We start from the raw sequence: 16,487 nt of genomic DNA on the forward strand, positions 1-16,487 counted from the left end.
AAACGRAAACGGAAAACGGAAAACGGAAAACGGAAAACGGAAAACGGAAAACGGAAAACGGAAAACTCAAAACCGCAGCGGCGGCCGCTCAAAACTCAAAAAAAAAGGATGCAGTCCATGTGTATGAACTGCATCCCATCCTATGAAAGCTATTTTCCTTACGCTACGACCTCCACCTTCACGCCCAATTCCGCTTCATCCAGTTCTACCGCTACACTGTCGGCCAGCGTATCGAGTAGATTCAGACTCAGGGCCTGTACTTCGGTGCAGATGTATTCGCGGTTCGTTTCCAAAGCCGTTTTGACCAATGCTTCCGTAGTAGTCACCGAAATGGCAATCTTATCCGCTACTTCGAACCCACTATCTTTCCGCAGGTTTTGAATCCGGTTGACAAACTCACGGGCAATTCCTTCGTAACGCAGCTCTTCCGAGATGCTTACATCCAGAGCTACCGTCAGGCCGTTTTCCTGAGCGGTAAGGAAGCCGGGCAGATCTTCCGTCAGAATTTCCACGTCGCTCAACGTGATTTCATGCGTACCGCCTACGGTCAGCGTACCGGCCTTTTCCAGCTCGGCAATATCGCTCGTCGTCATGGACTGGATACCGGCAGCTACTTCCTTCATTTTTGGGCCAAATTTGGGTCCCAACGCTTTGAAGTTCGGTTTCACCTTTTTGTTCAGTACGCCAGAGGCATCATCCAGTAAGTCAACCGATTTTACGTTCACTTCGGCCTTGATGAGTTCTTCAACCCGAGCCAGCCGCTGTTTCGTGAATTCGTTGAGTACGGGTACCAGTACCCGCGAAAGCGGTTGCCGTACCTTGATTTTATTAACTTTCCGAATGGAGTGTACCAGCGACGAAACCCGCTGAGCCAGTTCCATCGAAGCTTCCAGTTCCAGATCAATGTAATGCTGATTTGCCGCCTGCAAGTCCGTCAGGTGTACGGAAGGATACTGCAGGGACGAACCATTGGCTACGGCCGCTTCGCGAACGCCTTCCGTCAGGTTACGGTACAGCCAGTCGGCATAGAACGGGGCAATGGGTGACATCAACTGTGATACTTTCAGCAGACATTCCTGCAAGGTTTCAAACGCCGCCCGTTTGTCAGCGGTCAGTTCACCTTTCCAGAAACGTCGGCGTGACAGACGCACGTACCAGTTCGATAAATGATCGGATACAAACTCCTGAATGGCCCGGCCTGCTTTTGTAGGTTCATAGTCGGCGTAGAAACCATCTACATCTTTGATGAGCGAATGGAGTTTTGAAAGAATCCAACGGTCCATTTCGCTCAATTGCTCGTACGGTACCCGATTGCTTTCGTCCAGCGTATAGCCGTCGAGGTTGGCGTACAGAGCAAAGAAGTTATACGTATTCGTCAGCGTACCGAAGAATTTGTTCCGTACTTCGGTAACGCCTTCCAGATTAAAACGCAGGTTGTCCCAGGGATTCGAGTTGGTAATCATGTACCAGCGAATCGGGTCCGTACCGTACTTGGCCAGAGCTTCAAATGGATTCACGACGTTGCCTTTCCGCTTCGACATTTTCTCGCCGTCCTTATCGAGTACCAGACCCGTTGACACGACGTTTTTGAACGCTACCGAGTTATTCAGCATGCCTGAAATCGCGTGCAACGTAAAGAACCAGCCCCGGGTTTGATCCACGCCTTCGGAGATAAAATCGGCAGGGTAGCTTTTTTCGAAGATATCCTGATTTTCGAAGGGATAATGCCACTGAGCGTACGGCATCGCTCCTGAATCGAACCATACGTCAATCAAATCGGACTCTCGGTACATCACTTTACCAGAGGCCGATACCAGGAAAATATCGTCTACATACGGCCGGTGCAGATCAAATTCGCCCGTACCCACTTTGGCCAGATAGCCTTCGTTGGCAGTCTGTTGTTCCGCACTCAGACTGTCGGATTTTAGAGAATGCTCTAAAGCAGCTTTCAACTCCGCAATTGAGCCAATACAAACTTCTTCTCCGTCTTCGCTCCGCCAGATGGGCAGCGGCGTACCCCAGTAGCGGCTCCGGCTCAGGTTCCAGTCGACCAGGTTTTCCAGCCAGTTGCCGAAACGACCCGTACCCGTACTTTCGGGTTTCCAGTTGATGGTTTTATTGAGAGCGACCAGTTCGTCTTTTTTCGCCGTTGTACGGATGAACCAGCTATCGAGCGGGTAATACAGTACAGGCTTGTCCGTCCGCCAGCAGTGCGGGTAGGTGTGGTCAAACTTCTGAACGTTAAAGGCTTTGTTTTCCGTTTTCAACAAAATACCGATGCGTTCATCGACCGACAGGTATTTGTCACGGCCCTGCTTTTCACGTTCGGCTTCTTTCTGTTCGTCGGACAGGTATTGTTCCTTCACGAACTCACCCGCAAAATCCGTCACCTCCGCTACAAAGCGACCCCGTTTGTCCACGAGTGGTACGTCTTTTCCGGTTTCATCCTTCACCATGATGGCGGGGATACCGTTTTGCTGCGATACCCGGAAATCGTCCGCTCCGAACGTAGGAGCTGTATGTACCACACCCGTACCGTCTTCCGTCGTCACGAAATCACCCATGATGACGCGGAACGCCGGACTTTCGGGTTGTACGTAAGGCATCAGTTGTTCATACTCGATGCCTTCCAGGTGTTCGCCTTTCAAATCCATCAGGACTTTCCAGGGAATGAGTTTGTCACCCGGCTGATAGGCCAGCAAATCGCCGTCTTTTCCTTTTTCGGAGAAGTACGCACTCACCCGATCTTTCGCAAGGATGACGTTGATCGGCAGATGCGTATACGGGTTATAGGTTTGGATTAACTGGTAATTAATGTTTTTACCCACCGTCAGGGCCGCGTTGGAAGGCAGCGTCCAGGGCGTGGTCGTCCAGGCCAGAATGTAGACATCATCGCTATCCGCCGTATCGAACAGGTAACCCGATTTTCCGGTCAGTTTTACTTTAAACTGGGCGACAATGGATACGTCCTTGATTTCCTTGTACGTACCCGGCTGGTTCAGCTCATGCGAACTCAGGCCCGTACCCGCCGCTGGCGAGTAGGGCTGAATGGTATATCCTTTATAGAGCAAGCCCTGGTTATGCAATTGCTTGAGCAGATGCCAGACACTCTCAATGTATTCGTTGTGGTAGGTCACGTACGGACTTTCCAGATCGACCCAGTACCCCATTTTTTCGGTCAGGTCATTCCACTGGTCCGTATACCGCATGACCGTTTCCCGGCACTTGCGGTTGTATTCCTCTACGCTGATTTTTTTACCGATGTCTTCTTTGGTGATGCCCAGCTCTTTTTCCACCTGTAACTCAATGGGCAGCCCGTGGGTATCCCAGCCACCTTTCCGTTTGACCTGGCGACCTTTGAGGGTTTGGTATCGGCAGAAAATATCTTTAATCGACCGAGCCATCACGTGGTGGATACCCGGCGTACCATTGGCCGACGGGGGTCCTTCAAAAAACGTAAAGCTGGGCTTACCTTCCCGCAGTTCAATCGATTGCTCGAAAATCCGGTTGTCTTTCCAGAATTGCCGGATTTCGTCGGCGACAGCGGCGTAATCGAGATTTTTGTATTCGGGGAAATTCATAGGTGCTATGGTATGGAAACAAAAGACTAGATCTACCTATCAACACTGATACTCGTGTACTTCGTTCCAGCCTTTCGGAGAAGACGATAGATTTGCAAAAGTAGGATTTTCAGGCGAGAAAAGATAGTAATAAGTCCCCACGGCCCGTATGACAAACGTTACGATAGAAAGCGAAGCTGACCGAAAAGCCGTACCCAATACCTTTATTGAGCACTTGCCCGTAAACGGTACACGTAAACCTAGAAAACGCACTACTGGCCAGCAACAAACAACCATCAACCACTAACTAATCCTCGCCCAGTTACTTTCATTCTCCCGAATCTGATCGAGCTGGCTCCGGATGGCCTGGTTTTTCGGCAGTACCAATTCGGGGTCTTCTTCCAGAATACCCTGAGCCGATTCGCGGGCCGCTTTCAGGATTTCCCCATCTTTCGATAAATCAGCCAGTAGCAAGTCTACTACCCCGCTTTGCTGGGTACCGGCCATGTCACCCGGTCCGCGAAGGCGTAAGTCGGTATCGGCAATCACGAAGCCGTCGTTGGTTTCGGTCATCACCTTCATGCGGGTACGGGTTTCGGCACTGAGTTTCAAACCCGTCATCAGAATACAATAACTCTGATCTGCCCCCCGCCCGACGCGGCCCCGTAGCTGGTGCAACTGCGACAAACCAAACCGTTCGGCACTTTCAATGATCATGACCGACGCGTTGGGTACGTTCACTCCTACTTCGATTACGGTCGTAGCTACCATAATCATGGTTTCCCGACTGATGAACCGCTGCATTTCGAAATCCTTGTCCTTGGCGGGCATTTTGCCGTGCACAATACTGATCTGATAGTCCGGGAACGCCCGCACTACGCTTTCATAGCCATCCATCAAATCCTTGAAATCCAGCTTTTCGGATTCTTCAATCAGCGGATACACCATGTAAATCTGCCGTCCTTTCTGGAGTTCATTGCGTACAAAACCGAATACTTCCAGCCGGTGCTGGTCGGATTTCCAGCGGGTTACGATGGGCTTCCGACCCGGTGGTAATTCGTCAATCTGCGAAAGATCCAGATCTCCGTATAGGGTCATGGCCAGCGTACGCGGAATGGGCGTGGCCGTCATGACCAGAATGTGCGGATAGATGACTTCGTTTTTCTGCCAGAGCTTCGCCCGCTGGGCTACGCCAAAGCGGTGTTGCTCATCAATCACCACCAGGCCGAGGTTCTTGAATTGGACAATATCTTCCAGCAGGGCGTGGGTGCCTACCACAATATGAATCGAACCATCGAGTAAGCCTTCGTGCAGTACTTTCCGGTCTTTTTTCGAGGTCGAACCCGTCAGCTTGGACATACGCAGGCCCATGGCTTCCGCAAAAGGCATCAAGCCTTTGAAATGCTGATCGGCCAGAATTTCGGTAGGGGCCATTAAACAGGCCTGAGCCTCGTTTTCGATGGCCAGCAGCATGCAGATAAAGGCTACGATGGTTTTGCCAGACCCCACATCACCCTGTAGCAGCCGATTCATCTGCTTTCCCGAACGCATGTCTTCGAAAATCTCGCGAATAACCCGTTTTTGAGCTCCGGTCAGATCGAAGGGCAGGTGCTGTTCGTAAAAGTCACGAATGAGCTGCGTGCGTTGAAAAACCTGTCCGGGATACTCCGTTCTCCGTAGGATTTTCTGTTTGATGAGTCGGAGCTGATTGTAAAAAAGCTCCTCGAATTTCAGGCGTCGTTTGGCCTGATGAATGTGCTGTTCGTTTTCCGGAGCGTGAATCCCCCACAAAGCCTGAGCCTTGGACGCCAGCCGGTATTTTTCGATAAGGAAACTGGGTAATGTTTCCCGAATGTGCTGCCCAGCCAGTTCGAGTACCTGTCGCTGCCATTTCGCAATCGCTTTGGCGTCTACGTACCGTTTCCGAAGTTTTTCCGTCAGGTTGTAGACCGGTTGCCAGTAGCCCCCTTTTTCGTTTTCGGCCGTCAGCAGGTCCATTTCCGGATGTACGATCTGAAACCTGCCGTTGAAACTCGTTGGCTTGCCGTAAACAATGTATTGCCCATCCCGGTGTAAGCTTTTTTCCAGAAATGAAATGCCCTGAAACCAGGTCAGCTCCATTGTTCCCGAACCGTCGCTGAACTGGCCGACCAGACGAGCTTTGTGCCCTTCGCCAATCACTTCCCAGGTACGCAACCGGCCTTTGATTTGGGCTCCGGCCAGATCTTCCCGTAATTCCGAAATTCGATAAAACCGCGTACGGTCTTCGTACCGGAAGGGATAGTGTTGGAGTAAATCGCCAAACGTAAAAATATTCAATTCCGTATTGAGCAATGCCCCTTTCTGCGGGCCTACGCCTTTGAGGAATTCAATCTTTGTATCAAAAAAATTTGTTGGTCGGTCCATGGTACTAACGTATTCGCTCTTCCGCTCCCCGGTTGTATTGATTCGGCATTTCCAGCCTGCTACACAAAAATAACATCGGTAAGCTCCTTTGATGACCCGATGGAATGGTTAAATTAATTCGGGAAAGGGAAGGAACCAAAAAAGGCACTACCCTTTCGGAATAGTGCCTTTTTACAAACCAGTAGTGCAGAGACCGCTTAGGGATTTTGCACCACCTTGGGGTTTACGTTCAGCTCCGCCCGCGGGAAGAGGTACTGCCATTGCGGATCACCGGCGGGAATAGTCATCACCAGAGCCAAGGCTTGCTGATGATTGGTTCCTGTACGATCCAGAGATTGGTTGAGGCGTTTCAAATCAAAGAAACGGAATCCTTCCCCCCAAAGCTCTACCCGACGTTGCGTCAGAATTTCGTTCAGCAGAGCCATACCCGTAGCCGTACTTTGCTTGTAGGCCGGATCACGCGATACCACCAGATCATAAAGCACTTTAGCAGCGTCGGCATCTTTACCGGCGTGAGCCAAGGCTTCGGCTTCGATCAGGTACATTTCGGCTGCCCGCATAAAAGCTACATCGCCTAAGCTACTGCTGGAGCTTTCGGAAAGGAACTTACGGTTCATATAAGCGGCCCGGTTACCTGAAGGAGGAATCGGGAAAGCGGTATTTTTACCCGTTGGATCCCACAATTGCTTCCGAACGTCTGTACTGGCAATCGTTTCGTACAACTTGGAATTGATGGCTTTCGGATTCGTACGAATGTTCGTGGAATTGAAATTCGCCGACATAAAAGCAAAGAACGAGTGGAAATACGTCGGCTGCGTCGACAGGGGGTTACTGCCCCAGATCCACTCCGGATTGCTGATGCTGTTGAACCCTTGCAGGTACTGAGCCTGTGACATCAGCGTGTATTTCGCACGAGCGTCTTTGGCCAGCGTAGCCGCTTTCGTCCAGTCACCCATCGTTAGAGCGACGCGGGCATAAATACCCTTCGTCGAGCTAATGTTGAAGTGTGATTTAGGGTGCGTAGCGGTCACGGTACCGAACAACGAAACGGCTTCATCCAGGTCTTTCGTTACCTGAGCATACACTTCAGCTACCGTAGCCCGAGCCTGGTTTTCCGTCGTATTGATGGTCATGATGGGTACACCCAGCTGCGTGTTGGCTGCTCCTGCTTCGTACCGCTGTCCGTATAACTGAACCAGCATGAAGTGACTCCAGGCCCGGTAGGTCAACGCCTGAGCCTTGATATCGTTCTTCTCTTTCTCATCGCCCGTAATTTTATCGATGTTGGCGATAATCATGTTGGCATTGGCAATGAGCTTGTAGTAGAACAGGTACGTGAACCGTACGGTGCTGGCCGCATCACTGCGGTGCATCGTCCAGCGGTATGTACCGTTGTACCAGCCGTTTCCGGTGCTCGTCATGACCACGTCGTCACCCAGGGCATCAAAGTGGATCATCAGGCCCATTTGACCGGCCTGATCCATATCACCCTGCTGGCTGTATAGCTGACGGTGAATACCGTTCAGAGCAGCCCAGGCGTTAGGCAAACTGGTGAACACATCCTGCTCGGATACGGCATTGGTCGGTTGTGTTTCCAGGTAATCTTTATCACAGGCCGTGAGCGAGAAGGCCAGGCCGGCCATAAGCAGATACTTACTGATCTGATTAATTTTCATGGATTTTTAATGCTTAAAGAGTCAGGTTCAATCCTACCGACACAACCCGGTTGGGGATGTAGGCATTATTCACAATACCGTTGAATTGCTGGGATACGTTCATACCCTTGCGAGCGGAGAACAACCACAGGTTTTCACCACTCAGAAATACCGACGCATTCTTTACATTAATTCGGTTCAACACAGCCGGAGCGAAGTTGTACGACAGGTTTACCGTACGAATACTCAGATACGAAGCACTCGTCAACCAGCGATCCGAAGCCGCATTAAAGAAGCTACGTCTGGCTTCATCCATCCGGGGTACATCCGTTACGTCACCTGGGTTCTGCCAGCGTCTGAGTTGGTCTTTGTGCAGAGCGGTTCCGTAATTACCACCGGCCATCAGCTGAGCGTAGGAGTTATCCAAAGCCAGACCACCAATTTGGTAATTCAAAAGAGCCATCAACGTAAACCGCTTGTAGCTAAAGGTATTCGAGATACCACCGTATACATCCGGGATAGAGCTACCGGCGTAGTGGAAACGGGCGTTGTTGGAGTTGTTGGTTACCGTATCCTGACCGATGACATACGTTTTCGTCGTCGTGTTGTTTACCCACTGATCAGCCCGGTACAAGCCATCGCCATTTTCTGAATCTACACCATACCACTCTCTCAGCCAGAAATCATAGATCGACTGCCCTACCGCCCGGCGGAAGCTTCCGCTGATGATGGGCTTGTTGTTTTCGGGCAACGACGTAATGCGGTTTTTCAGCATCGTAGCGTTCACATCAATGTTCCAACGGAAATCGTTTTTACGAATGATGTCGGCATTTACGTGAAGCTCGATTCCTTTGTTCCACATCGAACCAATGTTGGCCAGTCGCTCCGAAAGACCACTTGCCAGCGAAATAGGTACGCTAAAGAGCAGGTTATCTGACTTGCGGTGGAATACTTCAATGCTACCCGACAGGCGATTGTTGAGTAAGCCGTACTCCAGTCCCAGGTCAACGCTGCGGTTGGACTCCCACTGCAAGTTGTTCGCCGCCAATTGACTCTGGATGAAACCAGATTCGCTATTGTTGTTATAGCTTTGACCAAAGGCGTACAGGGCCGGATACGCGTAGTAAATACGGTTTCCGTCTGAATCAAGAATACCATCGTTTCCGGAAGTACCCACGGAGCTTCTCAGCTTCAACAGGTTTACCCAGGAAATACTCTTCATGAAATTCTCATTGTCCAGACGCCAGCCGGCTCCTACGGACCAGAAATTACCCCAACGTGACTCGCGGGCAAACTTTGAAGTACCATCCCGACGGAACGAGGCAGACAGGATGTATTTACCATCGTAGTCGTAATTCACGCGGGAGAAATAGCCTTCCGTGCGATACTTGTCCGTGTAGGAAGTTGACGAGTTGATCGTCGTGAAGTTCCCCAGTTCATCGTTACCCGTTACAATCTGACCCTGACTCATCGCGTAGATGTAGTTAAAAGTCCAGTCGTAATTTTCGTGACCCACCAACGCGTCAATCGTATGGTGCGTATTGAACGTTTTTGAATAGTTCAATAACTGGTTGATGTTATACGTAGTTGTCTGACGATTGGCACGGTTCGCACGACCTGCGGGAGCTCCGTCCCCTACTAACGTGTTGTCATAACCAATGCCTAAATCGCTCGTAATATCTACGCTGACGTTGGTCGTAAACTTGAAGTCTTTCAGGAACGTTACTTCGCCATACGTACGGGCACTCAGTACATTCCGACGACGCAGGTTTTTATTCAGTTCCGTTTCAGCAACAATGTGACGACCGGGACTTGCTCCAGCCGGACGGGAAGGCAGACCCAGAGCCGTCATGTTACCCAAATCGTACTGAGCATTACCAGCAGCGTCCAGAATCAGTTCACCCGATTGCGGATTGCGAGCATACACCGGATAAATCGGTCCCATACCCCGGGCAAAATTGAAGGGGTTGGCATACCCGCTGCTATTGTCTACCGTATTCGCCTGTTTGGCATCGGTTACCGTTCCAGCCAGGTTCAAGCCCGTTTTAAGCCACTTCGTAGGTTTGAAGTTCGCGTTCAAACGACCCGTATAGCGTTTAAATTCGGAGTTGATCAGATAGCCTTTTTCATTGACATAACCCATGGAAACGAAGAAATCACTCTTATCGCTACCACCACTGTAGTTCAGGTTATAATCCGCACGGCTTCCCTGACGCGTCAAGGGATCCGCCCAGTTCAGATCATTCGGGTATTTCAACCGAGCATTCGGGTTGATTTTTCCGTCAGCCGTAACGATTTCGTTATCGGCTACATTGAAGGGATTGTAGCCCAACAAACCTTTGATACCTGCCGTAGCCCGAGCGTTAGCGGCATCCAGACCGATTGCTGAAGCAGCAGGAGCTCCGTAGGAAAGGCTGTTCCGGTACGCTTCCCACATCAGCGGGTAGTACTCAAATGCATTCACGCGATCGTACTCCGGAATACCCCGGGACATCACACCCTGACTGGCGTTGATCGTGAACTGGCTTTTGTTGGTTCCTTTACGGGTCGTAATCATAATTACGCCGTTGGCCGCCCGTGATCCATAAATGGAAGAAGACGCCGCATCTTTCAGCAGGGAAATGCTCTCAATATCCGAAGGGCTGATGTTAGCGATATTACCCGAGTAAGGTACCCCATCGACTACATACAGGGGATCATTGGAAGCATTGATCGATCCAAAACCGCGTACACGGATGGAAGGACCATCGCCCGGCTGACCACTACCCGCACTCGCCTGAATACCCGCAGCTACCCCGGCCAGAGCGTTGTTGATATTGGAAATCGGACGGGTCTGGAAATCCTTTGTACTCAGCTGGTTTACCGAACCCGTAAACAATGCTTTTTTCGCCTGTCCGTACGGTACCTGAACAACCACTTCTTCCAGGTCTTTCGCATCCTGCTTCAACTGCACATCAATCACCGAGTTGTTACCAATCGGCATCTCCATCATGATAAATCCAATGGACTTGAAGACAAGCACGGTACTTCCAGCCGGAACGTTAAGGGAGTATTTACCCTGACTGTCCGTAACGGTTCCGGTAGTGGTTCCCTTCACCAGTACGCTTACGCCCGGCACTGGAGAGTTGTCCTCTACCGCCGTAACCGTTCCCCTCACCAATGTTTGAGCATAACTCAAACTTATGCTTAGCAGGAATGCCAAGCACAGAAGTAACTTTTGTTTCATTGATAGTTTGTATAGTTAGGTAAAACCTAAGAGAAGTGTAAAAAAATTATTGACTTAATTCCTATTTCTGAAAATTAGATTTTTCTAATATCCCACCTGGCTCGTTGCACGCGAAATAATAATAAATCTTTCAGAGAAGAATAAACCACATCACTTCTTACTCGGATAATTTTACAAAAATATAAAACAAGCGTTAAAAATAAAGCCCTTTTAGTAACAAAAAATAAATTTACATTAAAACCAGGTTAATGAAAGAATAATCTTTGGTAAGCTAAAAATGCATTTGAAGATTGTACTTTGTAAATAAACTAAGGATTAATTACTCAAATAGGCTAACCTAATTATTATAATATGTTTTTACTATTTAATCTGTTTATAAAATATTATTTTACCACACGAGCCAATAACCAATTTTTATTAACCGCTTTTAAAATTTACCCATATCTTCTATACGTCGCTTTACATAAGTCTGTGTCTGGTGAAATGCAAACCCTGGATTTAACGTTTTTCCGGAGATAGTCTTCATCTTCGTATATGCCTATAAATAAATGGTACCTTGGATTAGTCCTCTTTTGGGGCGTGCTTTCGCCTGCCTGGGCCAATCATATTGTTGGCGGAAATTTTGAAATGGTAGCGGTACCCAACCGGCCCGGTCGGTTCCATTTGTACATGAATCTGTTCTTCGATGAAATTGGCGGAAGAACGTCTCCCAAGGAACGCGACATTGTCATTTCAATTTTCCGGAAACGGGATAATAACCGTGAGGTAAATATTCGGATGGATCTGGAAAGTGATCAGCCCCTTCGTTATACCAATCCGAGCTGTGCGGAAGCCCGAAATTTAAAGACATCCGTCCTCCGCTATCATTATGAGCTCAATCTGGACCCCAGGCAATACAGTGACCCCCAGGGGTACTACGTCGCTTTCGAACGGTGCTGCCGGAATACTGCCACGGTGAATCTGGTATCACCCGGCCGGTCGGGGATGGTTTTTTACCTGGAATTTCCGGCTCTGCAACGCAACGGACAGGCTTTCCAGAACTCGTCGCCCGTTTTTGGTACGCCCAACGGCGAATACCTCTGCGTGAATAAACCCTTTACGCTCAACTTTGGAGCCAGCGATGCCGACGGTGATCAATTACGATATTCGCTGGAAACGCCTTACATGGGTTTTACGACGGATGCCCGGCCGAGTCCTTCGATACCAGCTCCCAGCCCCTACCCTTTGGTGAGTTGGGGGAATGCGTACGGGGTCAACAACCAGATCCCGGGAAATCCTGCTTTACAAATCAATCCGAATACGGGCACGCTCAGCGTAACCCCCTCGCAACTGGGACTTTTCGTGTTTTCCGTACAGGTAGAAGAATACCGGAATGGGGAAAAAATCGGTATGGTTCGACGGGATTTTCAGCTACTCGTCGTCGATTGTCCGGACAATACCTTACCCGATCCGATCGTGTTTCAGACGGACTCGACGAAGCAACTACTAAAAGGCGAAGTTTGCGAAAGCGGCTCTTTTGACCTGAAAACCCGACAACTTCCCAATGCCTCCTACCAGTGGCAGAAAGACGGACGTAATATCGAAGGAGCCACCTCCTGGCAGTACCAGGCTCAATCGCCAGGCACCTATCGCGTAGTTATCAGTTCGACCACTGTTTGCTCGGCCTCGAAAGAATCCGAATCCGTTACGCTGACGCTCAAGCCCGGTCCTTCGGCCAGCATTACGGCCAACGTACCCCTACCCGCCTGTGCTACGCAACAAATTATACTCTCGACGCTGACGGGTAACTATAGCTACCGCTGGCAACGAGATGGTGTATCGCTACCCGAAACTACGTCGTCAATTACGATCACCCGGGGCGGGTTGTATGCGGTACGGGTACAAAGTCTGGACGATGCCTGTTACTATACCCCTTCCCAGCAGATTGACATTTACGACACGCCGCAGGCCCGCTTTCAGAATCTGCCTCCGGCGAATCGTTTTTGCCGGGATGCGAACGTAACGCTGATCGCCTACGATTCCACGGGTTATCAGTTTCAGTGGTACCGCAACGGCCAGCTCATGGCCGGAGCTACGCAGAATCGCTACGTCGTTCAGGCGTCGGGTACGTATTCTTTTCAAGTCAAAATTGGAAACTGTACGGCTTTTTCACCGGACTATACGGCAGAACTTTACCCGGAAACACCCGCCACGTTTGAAGCCATCCCTTCCATTTGTCAGAGTAACGTGACCAAACTTACCCTTCAAGGTACGCCTGCGGGAGGCGTTTTTGCGGGCCAGGGCGTAATTTCGGGTACGGATCAGTTCGACCCTTCGCTGGCGGGCGTGGGCAGTTTTCCGCTGACTTACACGTATATCAATGAACAGGGTTGTAAAACAGTAGTGGAACAAACGGCAACCGTTTCGCCCGCTCCGCGACTCAATGCGGGGCCGGACTTAGGCTTTGTCCGCGGTGAATCGGTCGTCATCCAGACGCAAAGCGACGACGACCTGACCTTTGAATGGACACCCGCCACCGGCCTTAGCTCGACTACCATTCAAAGCCCTACAGCTACTCCGGATCAGACGACCCGTTATACCGTTCGGGCTACCTCAGCAGCGGGTTGCCAGGTGGAGGACGACGTACTGGTGACGGTGTGGGAAGCCCTTACCATTCCCAATGCCATCACCCCCAATGGAGATGGTACCAATGACACCTGGGAACTACCGGGCATTGAGTTCTATCCCAACGCCGACGTGCGGATTTTTAACCGCTGGGGTACGGAAATCTTCGTTTCCAAAGGTTACGGTACTACTTTTGATGGCACGTACAAGGGAACACGCTTACCGCAGGCTACGTACTATTACGTCATCCAGCCTAACAATGGTCGCCCGACCCTGAAAGGCACGCTGACGCTGGTCTACTAACCTATGAAACTCAGTATCATCACCATCCACTATAATCAGGTCGAGGGTTTACGGAAAACGCTGGAAAGTGTCTGGAGTCAGTCCGTACAGGATTTTGAATTCCTGGTGATTGATGGCGGATCGACGGACGGTAGCGTGGCGTTCCTGCGGGAACAGGAGGCAAAGCTTACCTACTGGTGCAGCGAACCGGATGGCGGTATTTACCCCGCCATGAATAAAGGCATTGCCAAAGCCCGCGGTACATACCTGATGTTTCTTAACGCGGGCGATTGCCTGAGCGATGCCTCCGTCATTAAAACCTGCCTTGAACAAATCGAAGCCCACCCGACCGTGGACGTTTTCTACGGCGATATGTACGGCTTTCAGGGCGATGTTACCCAAAAATGGCTACACACGCACCCGGCTACGCTGGATTTACTTTTCCTGGAAACGCAGAATCTGAATCACCAGTCGTCGCTTTTTCGGGCGGACCTTTTTCGGGAATTGGGTCCGTATCCAGCTTCGTATCCACTGGCGGGGGATCACTGGCTTTTCCTCCGTAGCTTTCTGGCGGATAAAATATTTCATCATATTAGTTATCCACTGGTTGTCTTTGACTACGGCGGCGTGGGTTCCCGCAACCGGGAGCAGTACGTACGGGAAATGGCGGCACTCTGGGAGGAACTTGTCCCCGCTTACGTCCGCAGGCTCATGCCCGAGTACCGATCTTTAAAACATCAAACGTCCCGCGGATTCATTCGTACGGCCATTCGGCTATACCAGACGTTTCATCGACAGAAAAAATAAGCTCCTTGCATGTCCCCGCTTGTATCCGTTATCATTCCCTGTTATAATTCCGGAACGTATCTACCCGAAGCCCTGGCCAGCGTAGAAGCGTATCAGGGATCGTACGCATACGAAATCATTATTATCAACGACGGCTCAACCGACGCGTATACGCTTGAGTACTTACGGGAACTGGAAACGCGGGGGTATTCCATTCTTCATCAGGAAAACAAGGGAGCCGCTGCCGCCCGGAATACGGGTGTTCGGGCCGCTCGGGGGAAGTATCTGTTACTGCTGGATAGTGACAACCGAATTCGGCCGGCATACCTTGAGAAAGGAATTCCGGTCCTGGAATTTCGACCCGAAGTGGGTGTGGTTTACGGAAATGCTCATTTTTTCGGAGATACCACGCGGAAAGGTTTCAAAGCTTCGGTATTCGATGGTTCGCAGCTGTTTATTTCCAATGCTCTGGATATGTGTACGCTCGTTCGGAAAACCATCTGGGAGCAGGTTGGAGGGCTGGACGAACAAATACCGGGTTGCGAGGACTGGGAGTTCTGGATTCGCGTGACGCAAACCGACTGGCAGTTTTTCCACATTCCGGAAACCCTGTTTGACTATCGGATTCGTTCGGGTTCGTTATCCGATTTTACGAATCTGGAAACGGACGACCGGATTTACGCGTACATCTACGCCAAACACGCCCGTATCATTCGCGAGCAGTATCAGATTAATCTGAAGAAAGCCCGTTTGTACGACAAAGCCATTGAGCAGCCGTTTCGGTACTTCTTCAAATTCATTTTCAATAAGTATTTCAAGAAAACGAAAGACAAAGTATAGCCATGCCCGAGCCTCTACGCGTAACGCTGGTACAGACCGACCTGTACTGGGAAAATCCAACGGCAAATCTGGCGATGCTGGAAGAAAAGCTGAGTGAACACTCGCAACCAACGGATGTCATCATTCTGCCCGAAATGTTCACGACGGGTTTTACGATGAATCCGGCCGCTGTGGCGGAACCCATGAATCTGACCACTACCCGCTGGATGCGGCAAATCGCTGCTCAGTACGAAGCGGTGGTGCTGGGAAGTTTTGTAGTACAGGAAAGCGGAAAGTATTACAACCGGCTTGTGTGGATGCAGCCCGATGGGACTTACGAAACCTATGACAAACGGCACCTCTTTCGGATGGGCAATGAACATGAGGTATACACGGCGGGTACCCGGCGACTTATCCACACCTGGAAGGGCTGGAAGATTTGTCCCCTCATCTGTTACGATCTGCGATTCCCGGTCTGGAGTCGGAATGTGGATAACCAGTACGATCTGTTGATTTACGTAGCCAACTGGCCCGCCGCCCGGGAAAATGCCTGGAAGAGCCTGTTAACGGCCCGAGCCATTGAAAATCAGTGTTATACCGTAGGCGTCAACCGCGTAGGCAACGATGGTAAAGGCGTACCGCATGCTGGAGCTTCGGGTTTAATTGACTTCAAAGGCAACTGGATAAGTTATCCACATAGCGATCCACTTATCCACACCTATACCTTGAATCACGAAGAGTTATCCACATTTCGGGATAAGTTTCCAGCGTATCTGGATGGGGACCACTTTGAAATTGTGATGTAGCTCAATCCGAGCGATGCCTTTACGAACCTCGCTCGGATCGTTTATTCCAGTACTTTTGGTACGCGGAAATAGTTCTCATCCCGCTTGGGAGCATTCACCAGCCCCTGCTCGTGCGTAAGGGTTTGCAGGGCTTTATCGGGCCGTAAAGCATTTACCTCCAGACTCATGTGAGTCAGGGGTTCTACCTGCGTAGTATCAAGTTCGTTGAGTTGTTCCATCCAGGTTAGTACGCTGCTGAGCGTGTTTGTCAGCTCTGTTTCTTCTTCGGGACGAATGGTCAAACGGGCCAGCTGGGCCATTTTGTGGAGGGTATGTTTTTCGACTTGCATAAATGAGTTGTCAG

9 protein-coding genes are annotated in these 16,487 nt (G+C 50.3%); 4 read left to right on the plus strand and 5 right to left on the minus strand.

The window, feature by feature from the left end:
• Positions 1–158: 158 nt before the first annotated feature.
• From ileS to BWI97_RS19150, 4 genes are all read right to left on the minus strand, one after another.
• Positions 159–3,581 (minus strand): isoleucine--tRNA ligase, encoded by a 3,423-nt coding sequence (gene ileS, locus BWI97_RS19135; protein WP_102202370.1) that lies wholly within the window; start codon positions 3,579–3,581, stop codon positions 159–161.
• A 282-nt stretch (positions 3,582–3,863) separates the two neighbouring features.
• On the minus strand, positions 3,864–5,966 hold the full coding sequence (recG, locus tag BWI97_RS19140; protein WP_102202371.1) for an ATP-dependent DNA helicase RecG: 2,103 nt from the start codon (positions 5,964–5,966) through the stop codon (positions 3,864–3,866).
• Positions 5,967–6,163: 197 nt separating this feature from the next.
• A complete protein-coding gene (locus tag BWI97_RS19145; protein ID WP_102202372.1) occupies positions 6,164–7,642 on the minus strand; it encodes a RagB/SusD family nutrient uptake outer membrane protein in 1,479 nt (492 codons plus the stop codon).
• Between the two features lie 13 nt (positions 7,643–7,655).
• A complete protein-coding gene (locus BWI97_RS19150) occupies positions 7,656–10,799 on the minus strand; it encodes a SusC/RagA family TonB-linked outer membrane protein (protein ID WP_233207913.1) in 3,144 nt (1,047 codons plus the stop codon).
• A 582-nt stretch (positions 10,800–11,381) separates the two neighbouring features.
• Between BWI97_RS19150 and BWI97_RS19155 the strand changes: the two genes are divergently transcribed.
• Genes BWI97_RS19155 through BWI97_RS19170 form a run of 4 tightly spaced genes read left to right on the plus strand, consistent with a single transcriptional unit; the run spans position 11,382 to position 16,144 of the window.
• Positions 11,382–13,754, plus strand: a complete 2,373-nt coding sequence (locus tag BWI97_RS19155; RefSeq protein WP_102202374.1) for a gliding motility-associated C-terminal domain-containing protein — start codon at positions 11,382–11,384, stop codon at positions 13,752–13,754.
• A 3-nt stretch (positions 13,755–13,757) separates the two neighbouring features.
• Positions 13,758–14,540 (plus strand): glycosyltransferase family 2 protein, encoded by a 783-nt coding sequence (locus BWI97_RS19160; protein WP_102202375.1) that lies wholly within the window; start codon positions 13,758–13,760, stop codon positions 14,538–14,540.
• 9 nt (positions 14,541–14,549) lie between these two features.
• A complete protein-coding gene (locus tag BWI97_RS19165; RefSeq protein WP_102202376.1) occupies positions 14,550–15,359 on the plus strand; it encodes a glycosyltransferase family A protein in 810 nt (269 codons plus the stop codon).
• A gap of 2 nt (positions 15,360–15,361) precedes the next feature.
• Positions 15,362–16,144: an amidohydrolase gene (locus BWI97_RS19170; RefSeq protein ID WP_102202377.1), complete on the plus strand. Its 783-nt coding sequence runs from the start codon at positions 15,362–15,364 to the stop codon at positions 16,142–16,144.
• Positions 16,145–16,185: 41 nt separating this feature from the next.
• On the opposite strand, the gene gatC is transcribed toward BWI97_RS19170, so the two are convergent.
• Complete coding sequence (gatC, locus tag BWI97_RS19175; protein WP_102202378.1) at positions 16,186–16,473, minus strand: Asp-tRNA(Asn)/Glu-tRNA(Gln) amidotransferase subunit GatC; 288 nt, start codon at positions 16,471–16,473, stop codon at positions 16,186–16,188.
• Between the last annotated feature and the right edge of the window lie 14 nt (positions 16,474–16,487).

Source organism: Siphonobacter sp. BAB-5405, from assembly GCF_002872335.1.
Lineage (GTDB): Bacteria > Bacteroidota > Bacteroidia > Cytophagales > Spirosomataceae > Siphonobacter.